We start from the raw sequence: 18,675 nt of genomic DNA on the forward strand, positions 1-18,675 counted from the left end.
CGCAGAGTGTGCGGCAAGAGCGACACCAACGGGGGTTGCGCGCAGGTGAATTCGGTGGAGGACCGGTCCGGGTGCGGCTACGCGTCCACGCCCGCCGCCTCGCGGATCTCCGCCGACTCCAGCCGGTCGGCCGTGTGCCGCGCGGTCGCGCGGGCCCAGCGGCCGGAGGTCACCGCGCCCACCACCAGCACCGCGAGCCCGCACGCGGTGAGGATCCACCAGCCGGGCCGCGCCGCCGACACGAAGCCGGCCGCGTACGACGACGAGCCCACTCCCGCCGCCAGCACCGCGCCCACCACCGCGACCCCGAGCGCCTGGCCGAGCTGCCGGCTGGTGGAGGCCACCGCCGAGGCCACCCCGGCCTGGGCGCGGGGCATGCCGGAGACGGCGGTGTTGGTGATGGGGGCGTTGACGAAGCCGAAGCCGACGCCGAACAGGACGTACCCGACGAACAGCGTGGCATTGGAGGTCTCGGCCTCGAAGAGGGCGAAGAGCAGCCCGCTCACCGTCATCGCGCCGCCCGCGATCAGCAGCGGCAGGCGGGGGCCCCGGCTGCCGACCAGACGGCCGGAGAGCGGGGCGCACAGGAAGGTCGGGACGGCCATGGGGAGCATCCACAGGCCGGCGTCCAGGGCGCTGAGGCCTCGTACGTTCTGCAGGTAGAGCGTGGAGAGGAACAGGAACCCGCCGAGCGCGGCGAACGCGCTCACCGCGATCACGGTGGCCCCGCTGAACGGTGCCGAGCGGAAGAAGCGCAGGTCGATCAGGGGTTCGTGGCGGCGGGACTCGTAGAGCAGCAGGGCGATCAGGGCCGCCAGCGCGAGGAGGGCGAAGGGGACGGTGGTGGAGGGCGCCGCGTGCGGCGCCTCGATGATCGCGTACGTCAGGGAGCCGAACAGGACGATGACCAGCAGCTGACCGACCGGGTCGGCGCGGCGGGGCTCGGGGGCGCGGGACTCCGGGACGAAGCGCAGGGTGAGGGCGAGGGCGGCGAGGCCGACCGGCAGGTTGATCCAGAAGATGGAGCGCCAGCCGACGGAGTCCACCAGCAGGCCCCCGACCAGGGGACCCGCCGCCATCGAGATGCCGACGACCGCGCCCCACGCGCCGATCGCGCGGGCGCGTTCGCGCGGGTCGGTGAAGGTGTTGGTGATGATCGACATGGCGACCGGGTTGAGCATCGAACCGCCCACCGCCTGCACCATGCGGAAGGCGACCAGCGCGTCCAGGTTCGGGGCGAGCGAGCACAGCACCGAGCCGAGAGTGAAAACGACCAGCCCCGTCATGAAGACCCGTTTGCGGCCGATCCGGTCGGCCGTGGAGCCCGCCAGCATCAGCAGCGAGGCGAGGACGAGGGTGTAGGCGTCGATGGTCCACTGGAGACCCGCGGTGCTCGCGTGCAGGTCCCTCTGGAGGGACGGCAGGGCGACGTTCAGCACCGTGTTGTCCAGGCTCACGATGAGCAGGCTCATGCAGCAGATCGCGAGCACGAGGAGGCGTCGGCGCGGGCTGAGCTCGGGCATGGGTTCCATCGTACGCGCGGTTCAATAGTGCGGCTAACTAATGACAGGTGCACATGTGTCGTGCCGGGCAGCCCTCGGGATGCGGGACAATGGGGGAATGCCCACGCCCACGCCCACTCCGACCCAGCCCCCGTCGAACCGCCCGGACCATTCGGACCGTCCGGACCACTCGGACCGTCCGGACCACTCGGACCGGTCGGACCTGACGATCGGCCCGTACGCGGTCCGGCCGCCCGTCGTGCTGGCTCCCATGGCCGGGATCACCAACGCACCCTTCCGCACCCTGTGCCGGGAGTTCAGCGGGGGCAAGGGGCTGTTCGTCAGCGAGATGATCACCACCCGGGCGCTGGTCGAACGCAACGAGAAGACCATGCAGCTGATCAGGTTCGACGCGAGTGAGACGCCGCGTTCGATCCAGTTGTACGGTGTCGACCCGGCGACCGTCGGCAAGGCCGTCCGCATGATCGCGGAGGAGGACCTCGCCGACCACATCGACCTCAACTTCGGCTGCCCGGTGCCGAAGGTGACCCGCAAGGGCGGCGGCTCGGCCCTGCCCTACAAGCGGAACCTGCTGCGGTCCATCCTGCGCGAGGCGGTGAGCGGCGCCGGGGACCTGCCGGTCACGATGAAGATGCGCAAGGGCATCGACGACGACCACCTGACCTACCTGGACGCCGGCCGCATCGCCGTCGAGGAGGGCGTGAGCGCCGTCGCCCTGCACGGCCGCACCGCCGCCCAGCACTACGGCGGCACCGCCGACTGGGACGCCATCGCCCGGCTGAAGGAGCACGTGCCGGAGATCCCCGTGCTCGGCAACGGCGACATCTGGTCCGCCGACGACGCGCTGCGGATGGTGCGCGAGACGGGCTGCGACGGGGTCGTGGTGGGGCGCGGCTGCCTGGGCCGGCCGTGGCTGTTCGCCGACCTGGTCGCGGCCTTCGAGGGCCGGGACGACTTCCGCAGGCCCACGCTGCGCGTGGTCGCCGACGTCATGGTCCGGCACGCGACCCTGCTCGGGGAGTGGATCGGGGACGAGTCGCGCGGAGCGATCGACTTCCGCAAGCACGTCGCCTGGTATCTGAAGGGCTTCGCGGTCGGCTCGGAGATGCGCAAGCGGCTCGCGATCACCTCCTCGCTCCGGGAGCTGCGTTCCGGGCTGGACGAGCTGGACCTGGACCAGCCCTGGCCGACCGGCGCGGACGGTCCCCGCGGCCGTACGTCCGGCAACAACCGGGTGGCGCTGCCGGACGGCTGGCTGAAGGACCCGTACGAGTGCGCGGGCGTCGGCGAGGACGCCGAACTCGACACGTCCGGCGGCTGATCGGCGCCGCTCGACGGCGGGTTCGGGAGCGGTACGGCTCTGCTCCCCGCGGAACAGAGCCGTACAACAGCGCCGTACAGGTGTGTCCGGACCGCTCAGGCCGTCGGCTGCGCCGGGGCCGCGTCCTCCTCGGGACGCTCGGGGTGGCGGCGCAGGTGGACGATGGCGCCCACCAGACCGCCCCAGACGATCACGATGGCCACGACCAGCATGATGATCGCACTCGTCGACATCAGTTCTTCCCCCCTTCCGGTGCATCGGAGCCGGAGCCGGTGCCCGCGCCCGCTTCCACGGCAGAGTCCGGACCCGTCTTCGCGCCGACCTCCGTGCTCGCCTCGGAGCCCGCCTTCTCGGCGGCTTCGGAGTCGGCGGAGCGCCAGGGCACCAGGCTGAGGACCACGCCGACGAGCAGCGCCGCAGCGGCGACGCCCCAGCCCGCCCAGAGCAGGAACTCCGTCGGGTAGCCCTCGTAGTTCTCGGCGAACTCCGCCCGCAGGCTGTCGACCATCATCCAGCCGAGCACCAGCGGAGTGACGATGCCGAGGCAGATCAGCCACCAGCGGCCGACCCGCATCGAGGAGACGTCGTTGGCGTGCTTCTGGAAGGCGGGCAGCCGGCGCAGCAGCCAGCCCACGACGACGAGCACGACCAGCGCGGCGAGTGCGATGCCGTACTGGTTGATGAAGTGGTCGGCCGCGTCCAGCAGGTAGATGCCGCTGTCGGTCGGGAAGACGAGGATCGACACCAGGGCGACGGCCCCGCCGACGCCCAGGACCGCCGGGACCCGGCGCATACCGGTGCGGTCCTGCACGGCGGCGATGACGACCTCCACGATGCTGATCAGCGAGGTGAGGCCGGCGAGCACCAGCGAGGCGAAGAACAGCACGCCGAACAGCGCGCCCATCGGCATCTGGGAGATGACCGTCGGGAACGCCACGAACGCCAGGCCGATGCCGGAGCTCGCGACCTCGTCCACCCCGACGCCCTGGGCCGCGGCCATGAAGCCGAGGGTGGCGAACACACCGATGCCCGCGAGGATCTCGAAGGCGCTGTTGGCGAAGCCGGCGACCATCGCGGAGCCGGTGAGGTCCGAGCGCCTCCGCAGGTAGGAGGCGTACGTGATCATGATGCCGAAGCCGATGGACAGTGAGAAGAAGATCTGCCCGTACGCGGCGACCCACACACTGCCGTCGCCGAGCGCCGACCAGTCCGGCCGGAACAGGCTGTCCAGCCCCTCGCCGGCACCGTCGAGCGTGAGCGCGCGGCCGACCAGGACCACGAAGAAGAGCACCAGCAGCGGGATGAAGAACTTGTTGGCCTTCTCGATCCCGTTGCGGATGCCGAGCGCCAAGATGACGAGCACGACCGCCCAGACCGCGATGAGCGGCCAGAGCACACCGTCCACGTAGGAGGACATGACGCCGGGCGTCTCGGCGGCCTGGAGGAAGTCGCCGAAGAAGAAGGCGTTGGCGTCGCTGCCCCACTGCTCGCCGAAGGAGTAACCGATGTAGCGCACCGCCCAGGCGATGATGACGGCGTAGTAGGCGGCGACCACGAAACAGATCGCGACCTGCCACCAGCCGATCACCTCCGCGGGTCTGGACAGCTTGCGGAAGGCCGCCGGGGGTGACTTCCGGTATTTGTGGCCGATCGAGTACTCGAGGACGAGCAACGGGATGCCGGCGGTCAGCAGTGCGACGAGATACGGCAGGAGGAAGGCCCCGCCGCCGTTCTCGTAGGCAACGGCGGGGAAGCGCCAGATGTTGCCGAGGCCGATCGCCGATCCGATCGCGGCGAACAGGAAACCTGCGCGGCTTCCCCACTGCTCACGGGAAGGACTGGACATGATCACGGTTCCTTGGTCATTTTTTTGCGTAGCGCGGCACGCTAGCAACAGGAACGCCTGGTGAACAGAGGTCTCCGGATAACGGTCACACTCCTCGCCGCCGGGCCCGGCACGCGGTGTCGTCCGAGGCCACGTGCGGGTTGCGCGGCTGACCGGACCGGTGGTGCCGTTGCCCTGCCGACCAGGGTCCTAGGGGTGCGGGACGGAGCCGTAGGCCTTCAGGAAGCGGTCGCGGAACGCGTCCATCTTCCACACGGGCGCGTCCCCGGCGGGCCTCAGGCCCTCCGTCCAGTTCCAGTCGGCGATCTTCTCCAGCACCTCCGGGTCCTTGGCGACGATCGTCACCGGCACGTCCCGGCTCGCCCGCAGGCCGCTGACCCGGGCGAGGGGCTGGTGGTCGCCGAGGAAGACGAGGACGGTGTCGTCGGTGCCGTAACGCTCCAGCCACCGGGTGAGGGCGGTCACCGAGTACGTGACCGACCTGCCGTACTCCTGCCGGGACTTGGTGGCGTCCGTCATCAGGGTGCCGGGCTCCTTCCCCGCCTTCTGGATGGGGCCGAAGACGGAGCCGTCGCCGAGTTCGTCCCAGCCGACCATCTCGGGGAGGGGTGCCCAGGGCTGGTGGCTGGAGGTCAGGATGATCTCCGCCATCAGGTTCTTGCCCCGGTCGCGCTCCTTGCTGTGCTCCAGGCGCTGGAAGGCCTCGAGGGTGTACTGGTCCGGCATCGTCGACCAGCTGAACTTCGGCCCCTCGTAGCCCAGTTGGAAGGCGTTGTAGACCTTGTCGAGGCCGAACCACTTCGCCTCGGGCCAGTTCTTCTGGACGCCCGGCATGATGCCGACGGTGTCCCACGCCCCGGACTTCCCGAACGCCTTGGTGAGGGTGAGGCGGTCGTTCGCGGTGGCGGTGCGGTAGCGCTGCTGGTTGTCGATCCACAGGCCGGACAACGCCGTCGAGTGGCCGAGCCAGCTGCTGCCGCCGAACGTCGCCGACGTCAGCCAGCCGCTACGGGCCCGGTACCCCGCCTTCGCGAGGGTCTCGGTGCCGGTGTCGAGGGTGCGGGTGACGCCGGGGGCGATCACCGGGTCCTCCAGGGCGGTGCGGCCGTAGCTCTCGATGAACGTGATGAGCACGTCCTTGCCGCGCAGGTCGGGCAGGAGCCCGCCGGGGGGCGTGGCCGCGAAGACGTCGGAACGCGCCACCTTCTCGAACTCCGCCTCGTCGCGCAGCGTGTCCACCACGCGCCGGGCCTGCGCCTTCGCCGCCGCGGTGGCCCGGTCCGAGGCGACCGGCGTACCGAGGACCTGCAGGCCGAGGGCGCTGCAGGTGATCCACACGGTGCCCGCGACGAGGGCGCCCCGGGCGGCCCGCGCGCGGTGCCGGGCCAGCAGCTCGCTCAGCCGGACGGCGGCCAGCGCCATCACGACCACCAGGAGCAGGGCGAGGGCGATCGCGCCGACGGTGGCGGCCGTGGCGGTCGCGGGGCCCATCGAGTCCCCGACATAGGCCTGGGCGTCGTCGAGCAGCCCCCAGTCGAGGACCAGGTTGAAGCCCCGGCCCAGGTATTCGTTGAACCCGATGTCCAGCAGGTTCAGCACGGTCAGCACGGCGAGGCCGACCCCGTACAGCGCGGCCGCGACGATCCGGGGCCGGCGCGGCAGGGCGGGGAGCAGCGCCGCCCCGATGATCGCCTCGGCCGGTATCCGGGTGAACCGGTCGGGGCGCAGGGCGCCGGCGGTGTCGGGCAGCAGAAGGGCGCCGAAGACCAGCACGGCGGCGAGGACGTGCAGGGTCCGGCGGGCGGCGCGCACGGCGCGGGGGTGCCGTTCGCGCAGAGCGGCGTAGCGGGTGCTGAGGGCGCGGAAGGTGCGGATGGCTGGAGGGGTGGGGCGGGTCTCTGCCCCCTGCTTCTCGTCCCCTCGTTTCTCTTCGGTGGTCCGTGTCGGCCGGCGCAGGCGTGTGAAGACAGGCACCCGGAGGTCCTTCCGTGCAAAACCCGGTGAGGAGGCGGACCCGGCGTGGGGGTCCGGATCCGCCGCAGTTCCGTACGGGTGTGCCGGCCGGTTCGTTCAACGGTCCGTCCCGCCGCGGGGACCGGGGGTACGGGAGGCGTCCGCATGGTGAAATCCCGGCGACTGCGGCAGCGTGATTCTCGCCACCCTTGATAAGGGCTGCGCTCAAATGAGCGGATCATGGGCGGCTGCACTTCTCAAAGGATGGCACTGGGTGCCACTCTTTGATCGTTCATCGAGCGAAATCAAGCGTGCCGATCGCTGCTCAGGTGAGCGCGTAGAGCGGCTCAATCCGGAATCGTCGCGTTCAAGAAGTGAACACGCGAGGCTGTAATTCCTTGCCAAACCTTGACTTGTCTTTGACTTTTGATCCAGTGGCGGCGGAGTGCTCCCAGTCGCATGGTGGACGTGTGGACGTACCCATATGCCTTTGATCTGGGTATGTTCCTGCTCGTCAGGGCAGCCACCGCGTCCTCGAGGAGTCGAGACCCGTGTCGGAAAACAAAGATCTCCATGGAGCCCAGCAGGGCGGGAGTGTTGAGGGCGTGAAGTTCGTCTACGACTTCACCGAGGGCAACAAGGACCTCAAGGACCTGCTCGGCGGCAAAGGTGCGAACCTCGCCGAGATGACCAATCTGGGTCTTCCCGTCCCTCCCGGCTTCACCATCACCACGGAGGCCTGCAAGGTCTACCTGGACAGCGGTGAGGAGCCGGCGGCACTGCGTGACGAGGTGAGTGCGCACCTCGACGCCCTCGAAGCGGCGATGGGCAAGAAGCTCGGCCAGCCCGACAACCCCCTCCTGGTGTCGGTCCGCTCCGGGGCGAAGTTCTCCATGCCCGGCATGATGGACACCGTCCTGAACATCGGCCTCTCCGACAAGTCCGTACAGGGCCTGGCCAAGCAGGCCGGCGACGACCGTTTCGCCTGGGACTCCTACCGGCGCCTCATCCAGATGTTCGGCAAGACCGTCCTCGGCGTCGACGGCGACCTCTTCGAGGACGCGCTGGAGGCGGCGAAGACGGCCAAGAAGGTCGCGGTCGACACCGAGCTGGAGGCCGCCGACCTCAAGAAGCTGGTCACCAAGTTCAAGAAGATCGTCAAGACCGAGGCCGGCCGGGACTTCCCGCAGGACCCGCGCGAGCAGATGGACCTCGCCATCCACGCGGTCTTCGACTCCTGGAACACCGACCGGGCCAAGCTCTACCGCCGCCAGGAGCGCATCCCGCACGACCTGGGCACGGCCGTCAACGTCTGCTCCATGGTCTTCGGCAACCTCGGCCCGGACTCCGGCACCGGTGTGGCCTTCACCCGCGACCCCGCCTCCGGCCAGCAGGGCGTCTACGGCGACTACCTGCAGAACGCGCAGGGCGAGGACGTGGTCGCGGGCATCCGCAACACCGTGCCGCTCGCCGATCTGGAGCAGATCGACAAGAAGTCGTACGACCAGCTGATGCAGATCATGGAGACGCTGGAGAACCACTACAAGGATCTCTGCGACATCGAGTTCACCATCGAGCGCGGTCAGCTGTGGATGCTCCAGACCCGCGTCGGCAAGCGCACCGCGGGCGCTGCCTTCCGGATCGCCACCCAGCTGGTCGACCAGGGCCTGATCGACGAGGCCGAGGCGCTCACCCGCGTCACCGGCGCCCAGCTCGCCCAGCTGATGTTCCCCCGCTTCGACGAGGAGGCGAAGGTCGAGAAGATCGGGCGCGGCATCGCGGCCTCGCCGGGCGCGGCGGTCGGCAAGGCGGTCTTCGACTCGTACACGGCCGTCAAGTGGTCCCGCTCCGGTGAGAAGGTCATCCTGGTCCGCCGCGAGACCAACCCCGACGACCTGGACGGCATGATCGCCGCCGAGGGCATCCTCACCTCCCGCGGCGGCAAGACCTCGCACGCCGCCGTCGTCGCACGCGGTATGGGCAAGACCTGTGTGTGCGGCGCGGAGGAGCTGGAGGTCGACACCAAGCGCCGCCGGATGACCGTCCCCGGCGGGCACGTCGTCGAGGAAGGCGACCTGATCTCCATCGACGGCTCCACCGGCAAGGTCTACCTCGGTGAGGTACCCGTCGTCCCGTCCCCGGTCGTGGAGTACTTCGAGGGCCGGATGCACCCGGGTGCCGACGACGCCGACGAGCTGGTCGAGGCGGTCCACCGGATGATGGCCTTCGCCGACCGCAAGCGTCGGCTGCGGGTGCGCGCCAACGCCGACAACGCCGAGGACGCGCTGCGCGCCCGCCGCTTCGGCGCCCAGGGCATCGGCCTGTGCCGCACCGAGCACATGTTCCTCGGCGACCGGCGCGAGCTGGTGGAGCGGCTGATCCTGGCCGACACCGAGGCCGAGCGCGACGACTCCCTGAAGGCGCTGCTCCCGCTGCAGCGGCAGGACTTCGTCGAGCTGTTCGAGGGGATGGACGGCCTCCCGGTCACCATCCGGCTCCTCGACCCGCCGCTGCACGAGTTCCTGCCCGACATCACCGAGCTGTCGGTCCGCGTGGCCCTCGCCGAGTCCCGGCAGGAGCCGCACGAGAACGAACTGCGCCTCCTCCAGGCCGTGCACCGGCTGCACGAGCAGAACCCGATGCTGGGCCTGCGCGGGGTCCGCCTCGGCCTGGTCATCCCCGGCCTGTTCACCATGCAGGTGCGGGCCATCGCCGAGGCGGCGGCCGAGCGCCGGGCGGCCAAGGGCGACCCGCGCGCCGAGATCATGATTCCGCTGGTCGGCACGGTCCAGGAGCTGGAGATCGTCCGCGAGGAGGCCGACCAGGTCATCGCGGAGGTCGAGAAGGCCACCGGCACGCGGCTGAAGCTCGCCATCGGCACGATGATCGAGCTGCCGCGCGCCGCCCTGACCGCCGGCCAGATCGCCGAGGCCGCCGAGTTCTTCTCCTTCGGCACCAACGACCTCACCCAGACGGTGTGGGGCTTCAGCCGGGACGACGTGGAGGCCAGCTTCTTCACGGCCTACCTGGAGAAGGGCATCTTCGGCGTCTCCCCGTTCGAGACGATCGACCGGGACGGCGTCGGCTCCCTGGTGAAGCTCGCCGCCGAGGCCGGCCGCGCCACCCGCCCCGGCCTCAAGCTCGGCGTCTGCGGCGAGCACGGCGGTGACCCGGAGTCGGTCCACTTCTTCCACGAGGCCGGCCTGGACTACGTCTCCTGCTCCCCGTTCCGCATCCCCGTCGCCCGCCTGGAGGCCGGCCGCGCCGCGGTCACCTCGAACGGCAGCGACCACCGCTGAGTCCCGGTTCCCGGGGCGCACGAACCCCGGAGCCGTTGCCTGTCACCCGACCACCCTCACCGATCGGCAACGGCTCCGGATCGCGAAAGGAAACGGCGGCACCCGTGCGGGGGTGCCGCCGTTTACTGTGTCCTCGGCCCGGCGTGGATCAGTTCGTGCCGCGGCGCCTGCGGGAGGCGAGCAGGACGGCGCCGCCCGCGAGGACGACGGCCGCGCCGCCGGCCGCGATGTACGGGGTGGCGCTGTTGCCGCCGGTCTCGGCGAGGTCGGTGCCGCCGCCCTTCTCGGCGGTGCCCTTGGCGTCGGCGTCGGAACCGGTGGCGCCGTCGTCCGAGCCGCTGTCCCTGTCGCCGACGGGGACGAAGTCCGCCGGCGCGTCGTCGCAGCCGATGCCGTCGTTGTCGCGGTCCAGGTGCTTGCCGTAGTGCTCGCTGCCCGCCTTGATGTCGGAGTACCCGGCCTCGTACGCCTCGGTGCAGTTCTTGAAGGCGCCCTCGTGGGCCACGGCGGAGGTGGCGGGCAGGGCGGCCAGGGCGAGCGCGGCGACGGTCACGGCGGCGGACTTGCAGGACAGGTTCACGGGGAAACTCCCAGCCATGTGCGGATATCCGGCAGCATGCCCCCGTCCGGGGCGGTCTGCCGGGTGTGAGCTGCCGACGGTAGGGGAGTGGCCGAGGGAGGGCGTGGAGGTTTTGTGGACCCGTGATGCGAACGTGACGTGACCGGACGGTAGCTCTCCGTTCATGCGGGTGCGTGCTGCGCGCCGCGCCCGCACGAACGGGGGAGTGGTCAGGTGCGGAACGGTCCCTTCACCTCGTAGGTGATGCCGCCGGACGAACTGCCGCTCGTGCCGCGCTGGCTGGAGAAGTACAGGCGGGTGCCGTCCGGGGAGAAGGCCGGGCCGGTGATCTCGGAGCCGGACTGGCCGCTCACGAGGAGGAAGGGGGCCACGACGTCGTCGGGGGTGATGACGCAGATCTCCATGTTGCCGCCGTCCTCGGCCACGAACAGGTCGCCGGAGGAGGAACCGGTGACGTTGTCGACGCCGGTCAGGGGAGCGGCGCCGCCCGGCACCAGGGAGTCGTCGTAGGCGAGTTCGATGGTCTGGGCGGAGGCGTCGTACTGCCAGACGCGGTTGTCGCCCTTGGTGGTGAACCAGCAGGTGTCGTTCGCGTAGTGGCAGCCCTCGCCGCCGTTGAAGCGCTTGGCGCCGGAGACCTGGTTGCGGGTGGCGGTGGCGCCGGACGGGTCCGGGACCCGCGCCCAGCTCACCGGACCGCTGGTGCCGCCGCCCCCCACCAGTACCTCCAGCGTGCCGGAGGACAGGTCGCCCCACGTCGTCGGCCGGAAGCGGTAGAAGCAGCTGTCCGAGACGTCCTCGGTCAGGTAGATGACCCTGCGGACCGGGTCGGCGGCCGCCGCCTCGTGCTTGAAGCGGCCCATCGCGTCCCGGCGGACCGCCGCCTTCACCCCCCACGGGTCGGTCTCGTAGACGTAACCGCGGTCCACCTCCTCGCAGGACAGCCAGGTGTTCCACGGAGTGCTGCCGCCCGCGCAGTTCTGTCGGGTGCCGGACAGGATGCGGTACGCGCCCGTGATGGCTCCGGTGGCCGAGAAGCGCACCGCGCCCGCGCCGCCGGACGGGTCGATCTCCGAGTTGGAGACGTAGATCCAGCCGCTGCCGTCCGCGTAACAGGCGCCGCCGTCGGGGGCGTTGTGCCAGGTGTACGAGGTGCCCGGGACCTGCCGGCCGGAACGGGCGATCACCCTGCTGGTGAACCCGGCGGGCAGCCGGATCCCGTTGGCGTCCGCCGCGCCGAGCGCACCGTACGGGCCCGTGCCGGGCTGGGCGGGCGCCGCGTACGCGGCGCTGTGCCAGAGTGCGCCACCGAGGACCGCGCCGGTGCCGCCCATGGCGCTCGCACGAAGGAAGGTACGACGTTCCACTGCCGCTCCTGGGGTGCCGTGAACCGTCCCGCCACCGGTCGGTGGCGGGGCCGTGCCGAGGGGAACCTAAGCGCGTGGAATGAACATGCCATTAATGTGGTCGTACGGGGGAACGGCAGGCTGCCCCACAGCCCGCGCCGCGCACGCTGCCCGACTGGATCCCCGCTCCTTCTCCGAGGAACACCGCGTTCAGCGGGGCGCGAGGCCGCCTGCGAGGGGCGGCGGGGCGTTCCTCAGGTGCGCGGCTCCCACCGGAAGCGGCGGCCGCGATCCGGGCGAAGAAGCCGGTCCAGGCGATGGCGAGCGCGCTTCGGGTCAGAACCCCGCCCGCCGACAGCTCCCCGGTCCAACCCGACCTCATGAGGTCGATCGTGGACGACAGCGGCGCGAAGAGCAGCGCCTCGCCCAGTGCGTCCGGCAGCACCTCTCGGGGGATGTAGACCCCGGATATCAACGGCAGGACGAAGATCGCGGGGAGCGTGGCGACCAGAACCGATTCCACGGTGCGGCACAGCGCCGCCGTGGCGGCCGCCATCGCCGTCATCAGCGCGATGCCGGTCAGCAGCCAGGCGACCGCGGCGAACGGACACAGCGACAAGAGCCTCCACATGTACAGCCACGCCCTGCGGGCGCTGGTGGAGCTGCGGCAGCAGGTCCTCGCCGAGGAGCGGGCCGACAGCTGACCGTGGAACCTCGCGCGGGGTCGGTCCTCGACGCCCGGTCACGGGCCGACGACCGACCCCGCAGCGTTCCGACGACAGCGGTGCGGTCCCGGCGGGACGGACCGGGCCGGACCGCCGCCGGTCCCGTCCCGGCAGGTCAGACCGCCTTCACCGGGTACGCCGTCACCCGCACCGCCGCGTCGTCCAGGCGTGGCACCACCTCTGTTTCCCGTGCGGAACGCTGCCCTCAGCGAGGGCGGGGACGGGTGTGAGGAGGCTCAACCTCAGGAAACGCTCATCTCGATGGACGGCACAACTATCCGGTCCATAGGGTCACGGCCATGCCCGACATCTCGCTGACCACCGTCATTCTCCTCTGCCTCGCGGCGCTCGCCGCCGGCTGGATCGACGCCGTGGTCGGTGGCGGCGGGCTGCTGCTCCTGCCGGCCCTGCTGCTGGGCCTGCCCGCCGGCACCCCGGCCGCGCACGCGCTGGGCACCAACAAGGCGGTCGCCATCGTCGGCACCACGGGCGCGGCGATCACCTACGCACGCAAGGCCCCGGTGGACGTCCGTACCGCCGTACGCATCGGTCTCGCCGCCCTCGCCGGGTCGTTGGGCGGCGCCTTCCTCGCCGCCGGGATGAGCACCGAGGTCCTCAAACCGGTGATCATGGTGGTGCTGCTCGCCGTGGCCGCCTTCGTCATCCTCCGTCCGTCCTTCGGCACCGCGCCCGCACCCGGCCCGGTCACGCGCCGCCGCGTCCTCGCCGCGATCGGCCTCGGCGGCCTGGGCATCGGTTTCTACGACGGTCTCATCGGCCCCGGCACCGGTACGTTCCTCGTCCTGGCGCTCACCGCGCTGCTCCACCTCGACCTCGTCACCGCCTCCGCCACCGCGAAGATCGTCAACTGCTGCACCAACGCGGGCGCGCTGGCGATGTTCGCCTGGCAGGGCGCGGTGCTGTGGCAGCTGGCGGCCCTGATGGCCGTGTTCAACCTCGCGGGCGGCATGCTCGGCGCCCACACGGCCCTGAAGAAGGGCAGTGGCTTCGTCCGCGTCGTCCTGCTGACGGTCGTCTTCGCCCTGGTGGCGAACATGGCGTACGAACAGTGGCTGGCCTGATGCCGCGGGCCGCGGAACTTCAGCGGGGGACCACACGCGTCGCGCCCCGGCGTGCGTCAGTGGCTGCGGCTGCCCGTCAGGTGGGCGTAGACGACGACGTTGCCCCGGTAGCCGGTGCCGCGTGACCGGCCGCCGCCGCAGGTGATGATCCGCAGTTCGGGCCGTTCCGCCGCGCCGTAGACCTGTTCGTCGGGGAAGTCCCTCGCGTCGTACGTCTCCACGGCGTGCACCGTGAACACGGCGGTGCGGCCGTCCAGCCGGTCCACCTCGACGGTGCTGCCCTTGCGCAGGGCGCCCAGGGAGTAGAAGACGGCAGGGCCGTCGGCGTTGTCGACATGGCCCGCGACGATCGCGGTGCCCCGCTCGCCGGGCGTGGTGCCGGCCTCGTACCAGCCGGCCAGGTTCTTCCGCTCGGGCGGCGGCACGTCGAGGCTGCCGGTGCCGGTCAGCCCGAGGCCCGTCAGCGGCGCGTCCACGTCGATCGCGGGGATGCGGACCCGGTCCGGCGGGGAGGGCGGCAGCGCGGCGGGGCGGTCGGCGACGAGATCGACGCGCCCGGAGTGGGCCTGGACGGCGGACGGCTGGGGCGGGGCGTGCGTCTCGGCCGCGTCGCGCAGCAGCCACAGCCCGCAGCACAGGGCGAACACGCTCACGGAGGCTATGGCCGTGTCGCTCGGGCCCTCGGCCCGGCCGAACCTGCTGTGCATCGTGGACTGACCTCTTCGGAGTCGGCCCCGCGCCCCCTCCGGGCCGCGAGGGGGGCGGACCCGGAGGGGGAGGGGACATGCGGTACCGGTGGACGGGCAGCGGAGGGTGCCCGTCAGATCCCGTCGCCTCTCGCCCGGCGATGCAGGATCCAGGTACCGCCCGCGGCGGCGACGGCGAGCGTCGCCACGCCGGCCGCGGTCTGTACGGGGTCGGGGCCCAGGGCACTGCCGACCCCCGTCTTCACACTTCCGTGCGGGTACACCTGCTGGGCCGCGGACGTCAGTCTGACCACCAGGTCGCCGGTCACCCGCTGCCCGTCGGCGGAGCATTTCGCGACGATCTCGTACGTCCCCGGCTGCGCGTCCGGTGGCACCCGGAACCGGCCGATCGAGTCCCGCTCGTGCGCGCTCGGCGCCAGGGTGAAACGGCCGGCGCCCACGGCGGTGGCGTCCCCCGCGACCGTGTCGCGGTCCCCGCACGCCGCGGTGTTCACCGTCACCTGCGCGCCGGCCACGACCGAGGAGGGGTACACCTCCAGGTTCCCGGGCGCCGTGCCGCGGGAGTGCCCCGCCGGGGCGGCGTCCGCCTCCCCGGCGTGTCCGGCGGGGGCGACGAGCAGCCCCACGGCGGCCAGGGCCAGCGCGGGGCCGGCCAGACCGGCCCCACCGGGCAGGCCGGCCCCACCGGGCAGGCCGGCCCCACCGGGCAGGCCGGTCAGCGACCGGGCGGTACCTCGCATCGATGCTCCCTCGAGCTCACGCAGGGGTCACGCCCGCAGCACCCCCATGTGCCGCCGTCAGTCGCGTCCCTGCCTGTCCGAGGTAAGTGCCATCGGGCGCGGCGCGCTCCCTGAAAGGGAGTCAGGAATGGGGTGAACGGGTGTCGGGCCCGCCCGGCCGGGGCCTGCCCGCCTCCTGTTCCGGCAGGTCACCGACGTGCGGCGGCCCCGTCCGGGGAAAGAACCCGAAGGGCGCACCGCGCGCCTGTGAACGGGTGACCCGCTCACGGCGTCACCGCCTCCACCCGTACCGCGCACACCTTGAACCCCGGCATCCGTGAGGCCGGGTCCAGGGCGGGGTGGGTGAGGGCGCCGACGCGGTCTCCGCCGGCCCGGTGGAACGGCATGAACACGGTGTCGGGACGGATCGCGGTGGTGAGCCGCGCCGGCGCCACCGCCCGGCTCCGCCGAACACCCCGACCGCGTCCGCCCCGTACTCCGCACGCGTCCGCCCCAGCCCCTCGGCGACCCGCTCCAGCGCCTCCTCCCAGGAGGCCGGCACCGGCACACCCGCCCCGGACCGCACCAGCGGCGAGGCCGGCCGCACGCTCGACGACAGCACGGCGGGGGCCGTACGCCCCCTTCCCGCACAGAGCCCCCCGGTCCACCGGAAAGTCCGCCCGTTTCCGCACCTCGACGGTCGTCCCGTCCGGGGCCGACGTCAGGTTCGTTCCGCACCGCAGGGCGCAGTACGGGCAGTGTGCGGGCGTCCCGGAACTCTCCGTACCGCCCAGCCTGCACCCCACGTGGTACGCCCCGCACCGCCCCCGGTTGCACACCGGGTACGCGGTGCGGGTGTCATCCGTTCAGATGCCGACGGGCGGTGCCCGTCGTCCCGAAGATTCGGCAGTGAGCCTCGGCCGACTCTTTCTCGGTGAAGGCCCCGTGCTCTTCCTGATGGCGCACCAGATCAGTGCCGAACAACCGGTGTCGCAGTTGACGGGCCACCGCTTCGGCGACCTGCTCGGTCGGGAGAGCGACCGTGATCCGTGTCGTGTCCGCCATGGCGCGAACATACTGCGCCATCGACGTGACGCGGTCTCGACACGACGCGGTCACCGTACGGGCGACGGGGCGTCGATGCCGTCGAGTGCCCGCTCCACCCCCGGCTCCCTCGGCCCGAGGAAGTGCGGGTCCGGACGGAACGCCGCGTCCGCCGCCGCCTTGCCCGCCGCGAAGATCTCCCGGACGCCCCCGTAGTACCAGGTGACGTCGTGCCGGTCGTCGACGCCGACGCCGTACGAGGAGACACCGGCCGCCCGGCACAGTGTGACCGCGCGGCGGATGTGGAAGCCCTGGCTGATCAGCACGGCCCGGTCCACGCCGAAGATCTTCTTCGCGCGGACGCAGGAGTCCCAGGTGTCGAAGCCCGCGTAGTCGCTGACGATCCGTGCGTCGGGCACGCCGTGCCGGGTCAGATAGGCGCGCATCGCGTCCGGCTCGTCGTACTCCTCACGGCTGTTGTCGCCGGTGACCAGGACCACCTCGATCCGGCCCGTCCGGTACAGCTCGGCCGCCGCGTTCAGCCGGCGTGCGAGATACGGCGACGGCTCCCCCTCCCACAGGCCCGCGCCGAAGACCACGGCGACGTCCGTGCGGGACACGTCGGCGGTGGTGCGCAGGCGGCCGTCCGCCGCCAGGTGCATCCACGTCGCCGGCAACAGCGCCAGGACGCACGCCGCCATCCCCGCCTGCACCAGCCGCCGCCGACCGGTACGGGTGCGCGGCAGGTGCGGCAGGTGCGGCAGGCGCGGTCGGCGGAACCCGCGGATCCTCACGCGGCGCAACAGGTCAAGCATCGGACGGGCACCCTCCCCGGTCGGTCCTCGACCTCGGAGACGCATCGGCACGCCCTCCGGTTCAGCCGCGCCCTGTGATCGGCTTCACGGTGGGCGGGGGAGGGGAGGGGAGCAGCGGCTCGAACGCGCTCACGCCGTGCGCGGGCCTGCCCTGGCCCTTCTCCTCCACCGCCACGACCAGGCCCGGACGGCCCCGCCCCCGCGCCGCCGAGCCCGCCCCCGGCCGCCCGACGCCGTACGGGTGGACCCGGGCTGCCGCGCCCGCTGTCACCGGGTGGCCGTAGTGTCGAAACATGGCAGGCACCGGCACCCCCGTCCCCACCGGCCCCGCAGCGCAGGCGCAGGAACAGGCGCGGCGGAACCACGCCCCGCCCCCCGGCTACACGCCGGCCTCGCTCGCCCGCTGGGCCGCCGAACCCGACAAGCGCCCCGGGCGTACCGCCTTCCAGCGCGACCGCGCACGCGTGCTGCATTCGGCGGCCCTGCGCCGCCTGGCCGGCAAGACCCAGGTCGTCACCCCCGGAGCGGCCGGCACGGCCTGGGACGCCAGCCCCCGCACCCGCCTCACCCACTCCCTCGAGTGCGCCCAGGTGGGCCGGGAGCTCGGTGCAGCCCTCGGCTGCGACCCGGACCTCGTGGAGGCCGCCTGCCTCTCCCACGACCTGGGCCATCCGCCCTTCGGCCACAACGGCGAACAGGCGCTGAACGAGTTCGCCGAGGACTGCGGCGGCTTCGAGGGCAACGCCCAGTCGCTCCGCCTCCTCACCCGCATCGAACCCAAACGGTTCACCCCCGAAGGCTCCGTCGGCCTCAACCTCACCCGCGCCGCCCTCGACGCCGCCACCAAGTACCCCTGGCCCCGAGGGGGCCACCCCACCGACCCGGCCTCCCCGAAGTTCGGCGTCTACGAGGACGACCGCCCCGTCTTCGACTGGATCCGCGAGGACGCCCCCGAGGACCGCGTCTGCTTCGAGGCCCAGGTCATGGACTGGGCCGACGACGTGGCCTACTCGGTGCACGACGTGGAGGACGGCCTGCACGCCGGCCACATCGACCCCAACCTCCTGCACGCCGAGCCCGAGCGGCAGGCGGTCTTCGCCGTCGCCGTCGGCCGCTACACCGACCCCGGCACCGACCCGGCGGAACTCGCCGAGGCGCTCGACCGGCTCCTCGCCCAGGAGTGGTGGCCGCACGGCTACGACGGCACCGCGGTCGCCCAGGCCCGCCTCAAGGACGCCACCAGCCAGCTCATCGGCCGTTTCTGCCTCGCCGCCGAGGGCGCCACCCGGCAGAGATTCGGCAGCGGCCGCCTCACCCGCTACGGAGCCGAACTCGTCGTCCCCCGGGGGACCCGGCTGGAGTGCGCCGTCCTCAAGGCGGTGGCCGACCGGTACGTCATGCAGCGCGCCGAGCAGGAACTGCTCCGCGCCGACCAGCGGGTCGTCGTCGCCGAACTGGCCGAGGCGCTCACCGCCCGCGCCCCCGACGGCCTGGACCCGCAGTTCCGCACGCTGTTCGCGCGGGCCCCGGACGACCGCGCCCGCAAACGGGTGATCGTCGACCAGATCGCGTCCCTCACCGACGCCTCGGCCCGCTCGCTTCACACCCGTCTGACGGGGCAGGGTTGAGGAGGAGCCCGAAGGTGACCGTCCGTGGCCTGATCGGGTCACTCCCCCTTCCCGCACCACCCGGTGTGCGGGACGCTCACAGGTGGC

The 18,675-nt window shown here is 71.9% G+C and carries 18 protein-coding genes and 1 pseudogene; 5 read left to right on the forward strand and 14 right to left on the reverse strand.

Features of this window, described 5'->3' with window-relative positions:
• Positions 1–77: 77 nt before the first annotated feature.
• The gene (locus DIZ27_RS14340; RefSeq protein WP_109378995.1) at positions 78–1,523 is read right to left on the reverse strand and encodes an MFS transporter; all 1,446 of its coding nucleotides are present in this window, start codon (positions 1,521–1,523) and stop codon (positions 78–80) included.
• 250 nt (positions 1,524–1,773) lie between these two features.
• Between DIZ27_RS14340 and dusB the strand changes: the two genes are divergently transcribed.
• Positions 1,774–2,844 carry a tRNA dihydrouridine synthase DusB gene (gene dusB, locus DIZ27_RS14345; RefSeq protein WP_258308383.1) on the forward strand — a complete coding sequence of 357 codons (1,071 nt, stop codon included), beginning with the start codon at positions 1,774–1,776 and terminating at the stop codon, positions 2,842–2,844.
• A gap of 95 nt (positions 2,845–2,939) precedes the next feature.
• Here the strand turns inward: dusB and DIZ27_RS14350 are convergent, their stop codons facing one another.
• The 3 genes from DIZ27_RS14350 to DIZ27_RS14360 form a co-directional block, all read right to left on the reverse strand.
• Positions 2,940–3,077 carry a methionine/alanine import family NSS transporter small subunit gene (locus DIZ27_RS14350; RefSeq protein WP_109378792.1) on the reverse strand — a complete coding sequence of 46 codons (138 nt, stop codon included), beginning with the start codon at positions 3,075–3,077 and terminating at the stop codon, positions 2,940–2,942.
• The gene (locus tag DIZ27_RS14355) at positions 3,077–4,690 is read right to left on the reverse strand and encodes a sodium-dependent transporter (RefSeq protein ID WP_109378793.1); all 1,614 of its coding nucleotides are present in this window, start codon (positions 4,688–4,690) and stop codon (positions 3,077–3,079) included. Before DIZ27_RS14355 ends, DIZ27_RS14350 begins: the two co-directional genes overlap by 1 nt.
• Before the next feature lie 189 nt (positions 4,691–4,879).
• Positions 4,880–6,664, reverse strand: coding sequence for a CDP-alcohol phosphatidyltransferase (locus DIZ27_RS14360; protein WP_375231969.1), 1,785 nt, complete (start codon positions 6,662–6,664; stop codon positions 4,880–4,882).
• Positions 6,665–7,194: 530 nt separating this feature from the next.
• On the opposite strand from DIZ27_RS14360, the gene ppdK reads away from it, so the two are divergent.
• Positions 7,195–9,942 (forward strand): pyruvate, phosphate dikinase, encoded by a 2,748-nt coding sequence (ppdK, locus tag DIZ27_RS14370; protein WP_375231970.1) that lies wholly within the window; start codon positions 7,195–7,197, stop codon positions 9,940–9,942.
• A 148-nt stretch (positions 9,943–10,090) separates the two neighbouring features.
• On the opposite strand, the gene DIZ27_RS14375 is transcribed toward ppdK, so the two are convergent.
• From DIZ27_RS14375 to DIZ27_RS14385, 3 genes are all read right to left on the reverse strand, one after another.
• A complete protein-coding gene (locus DIZ27_RS14375) occupies positions 10,091–10,522 on the reverse strand; it encodes an excalibur calcium-binding domain-containing protein (RefSeq protein WP_109378796.1) in 432 nt (143 codons plus the stop codon).
• Between the two features lie 209 nt (positions 10,523–10,731).
• The gene (locus DIZ27_RS14380) at positions 10,732–11,889 is read right to left on the reverse strand and encodes an alkaline phosphatase PhoX (RefSeq protein ID WP_109378797.1); all 1,158 of its coding nucleotides are present in this window, start codon (positions 11,887–11,889) and stop codon (positions 10,732–10,734) included.
• 91 nt (positions 11,890–11,980) lie between these two features.
• Complete coding sequence (locus tag DIZ27_RS14385; protein WP_109378798.1) at positions 11,981–12,424, reverse strand: hypothetical protein; 444 nt, start codon at positions 12,422–12,424, stop codon at positions 11,981–11,983.
• Here DIZ27_RS14385 and DIZ27_RS45700 point away from each other — a divergent pair.
• Together DIZ27_RS45700 and DIZ27_RS14390 are read left to right on the forward strand one after the other, a co-directional pair.
• Entirely contained in the window at positions 12,411–12,572 is a 162-nt protein-coding gene (locus DIZ27_RS45700; RefSeq protein WP_181383522.1) for a hypothetical protein, read from the forward strand. The two genes, DIZ27_RS14385 and DIZ27_RS45700, sit on opposite strands and share 14 nt — an antisense overlap.
• Before the next feature lie 320 nt (positions 12,573–12,892).
• Complete coding sequence (locus DIZ27_RS14390) at positions 12,893–13,675, forward strand: sulfite exporter TauE/SafE family protein (RefSeq protein WP_109378799.1); 783 nt, start codon at positions 12,893–12,895, stop codon at positions 13,673–13,675.
• Between the two features lie 56 nt (positions 13,676–13,731).
• On the opposite strand, the gene DIZ27_RS14395 is transcribed toward DIZ27_RS14390, so the two are convergent.
• The 7 genes and pseudogenes from DIZ27_RS14395 to DIZ27_RS14420 form a co-directional block, all read right to left on the reverse strand.
• Positions 13,732–14,382, reverse strand: coding sequence for a class F sortase (locus DIZ27_RS14395; protein WP_109378800.1), 651 nt, complete (start codon positions 14,380–14,382; stop codon positions 13,732–13,734).
• A 113-nt stretch (positions 14,383–14,495) separates the two neighbouring features.
• Entirely contained in the window at positions 14,496–15,122 is a 627-nt protein-coding gene (locus DIZ27_RS14400) for a hypothetical protein (protein WP_258308364.1), read from the reverse strand.
• A 263-nt stretch (positions 15,123–15,385) separates the two neighbouring features.
• Positions 15,386–15,556 carry a molybdopterin dinucleotide binding domain-containing protein gene (locus DIZ27_RS47050; RefSeq protein WP_258308365.1) on the reverse strand — a complete coding sequence of 57 codons (171 nt, stop codon included), beginning with the start codon at positions 15,554–15,556 and terminating at the stop codon, positions 15,386–15,388.
• Between the two features lie 2 nt (positions 15,557–15,558).
• Positions 15,559–15,895 (reverse strand): annotated as a pseudogene (locus DIZ27_RS14405) (molybdopterin-dependent oxidoreductase); the annotation flags it as partial.
• Between the two features lie 64 nt (positions 15,896–15,959).
• Entirely contained in the window at positions 15,960–16,166 is a 207-nt protein-coding gene (locus DIZ27_RS14410) for a hypothetical protein (RefSeq protein WP_109378801.1), read from the reverse strand.
• Positions 16,167–16,216: 50 nt separating this feature from the next.
• Complete coding sequence (locus DIZ27_RS14415; protein ID WP_109378802.1) at positions 16,217–16,960, reverse strand: vancomycin high temperature exclusion protein; 744 nt, start codon at positions 16,958–16,960, stop codon at positions 16,217–16,219.
• A gap of 61 nt (positions 16,961–17,021) precedes the next feature.
• Complete coding sequence (locus DIZ27_RS14420) at positions 17,022–17,255, reverse strand: hypothetical protein (protein WP_146228943.1); 234 nt, start codon at positions 17,253–17,255, stop codon at positions 17,022–17,024.
• On the opposite strand from DIZ27_RS14420, the gene DIZ27_RS14425 reads away from it, so the two are divergent.
• Positions 17,254–18,588 (forward strand): deoxyguanosinetriphosphate triphosphohydrolase, encoded by a 1,335-nt coding sequence (locus tag DIZ27_RS14425; protein WP_109378804.1) that lies wholly within the window; start codon positions 17,254–17,256, stop codon positions 18,586–18,588. The genes DIZ27_RS14420 and DIZ27_RS14425 overlap by 2 nt on opposite strands.
• The last annotated feature ends 87 nt before the right edge of the window (positions 18,589–18,675 follow it).

The sequence above is a fragment of the Streptomyces sp. NWU339 genome (genome assembly GCF_003143855.1).
Taxonomy (GTDB): Bacteria; Actinomycetota; Actinomycetes; order Streptomycetales; family Streptomycetaceae; genus Streptomyces.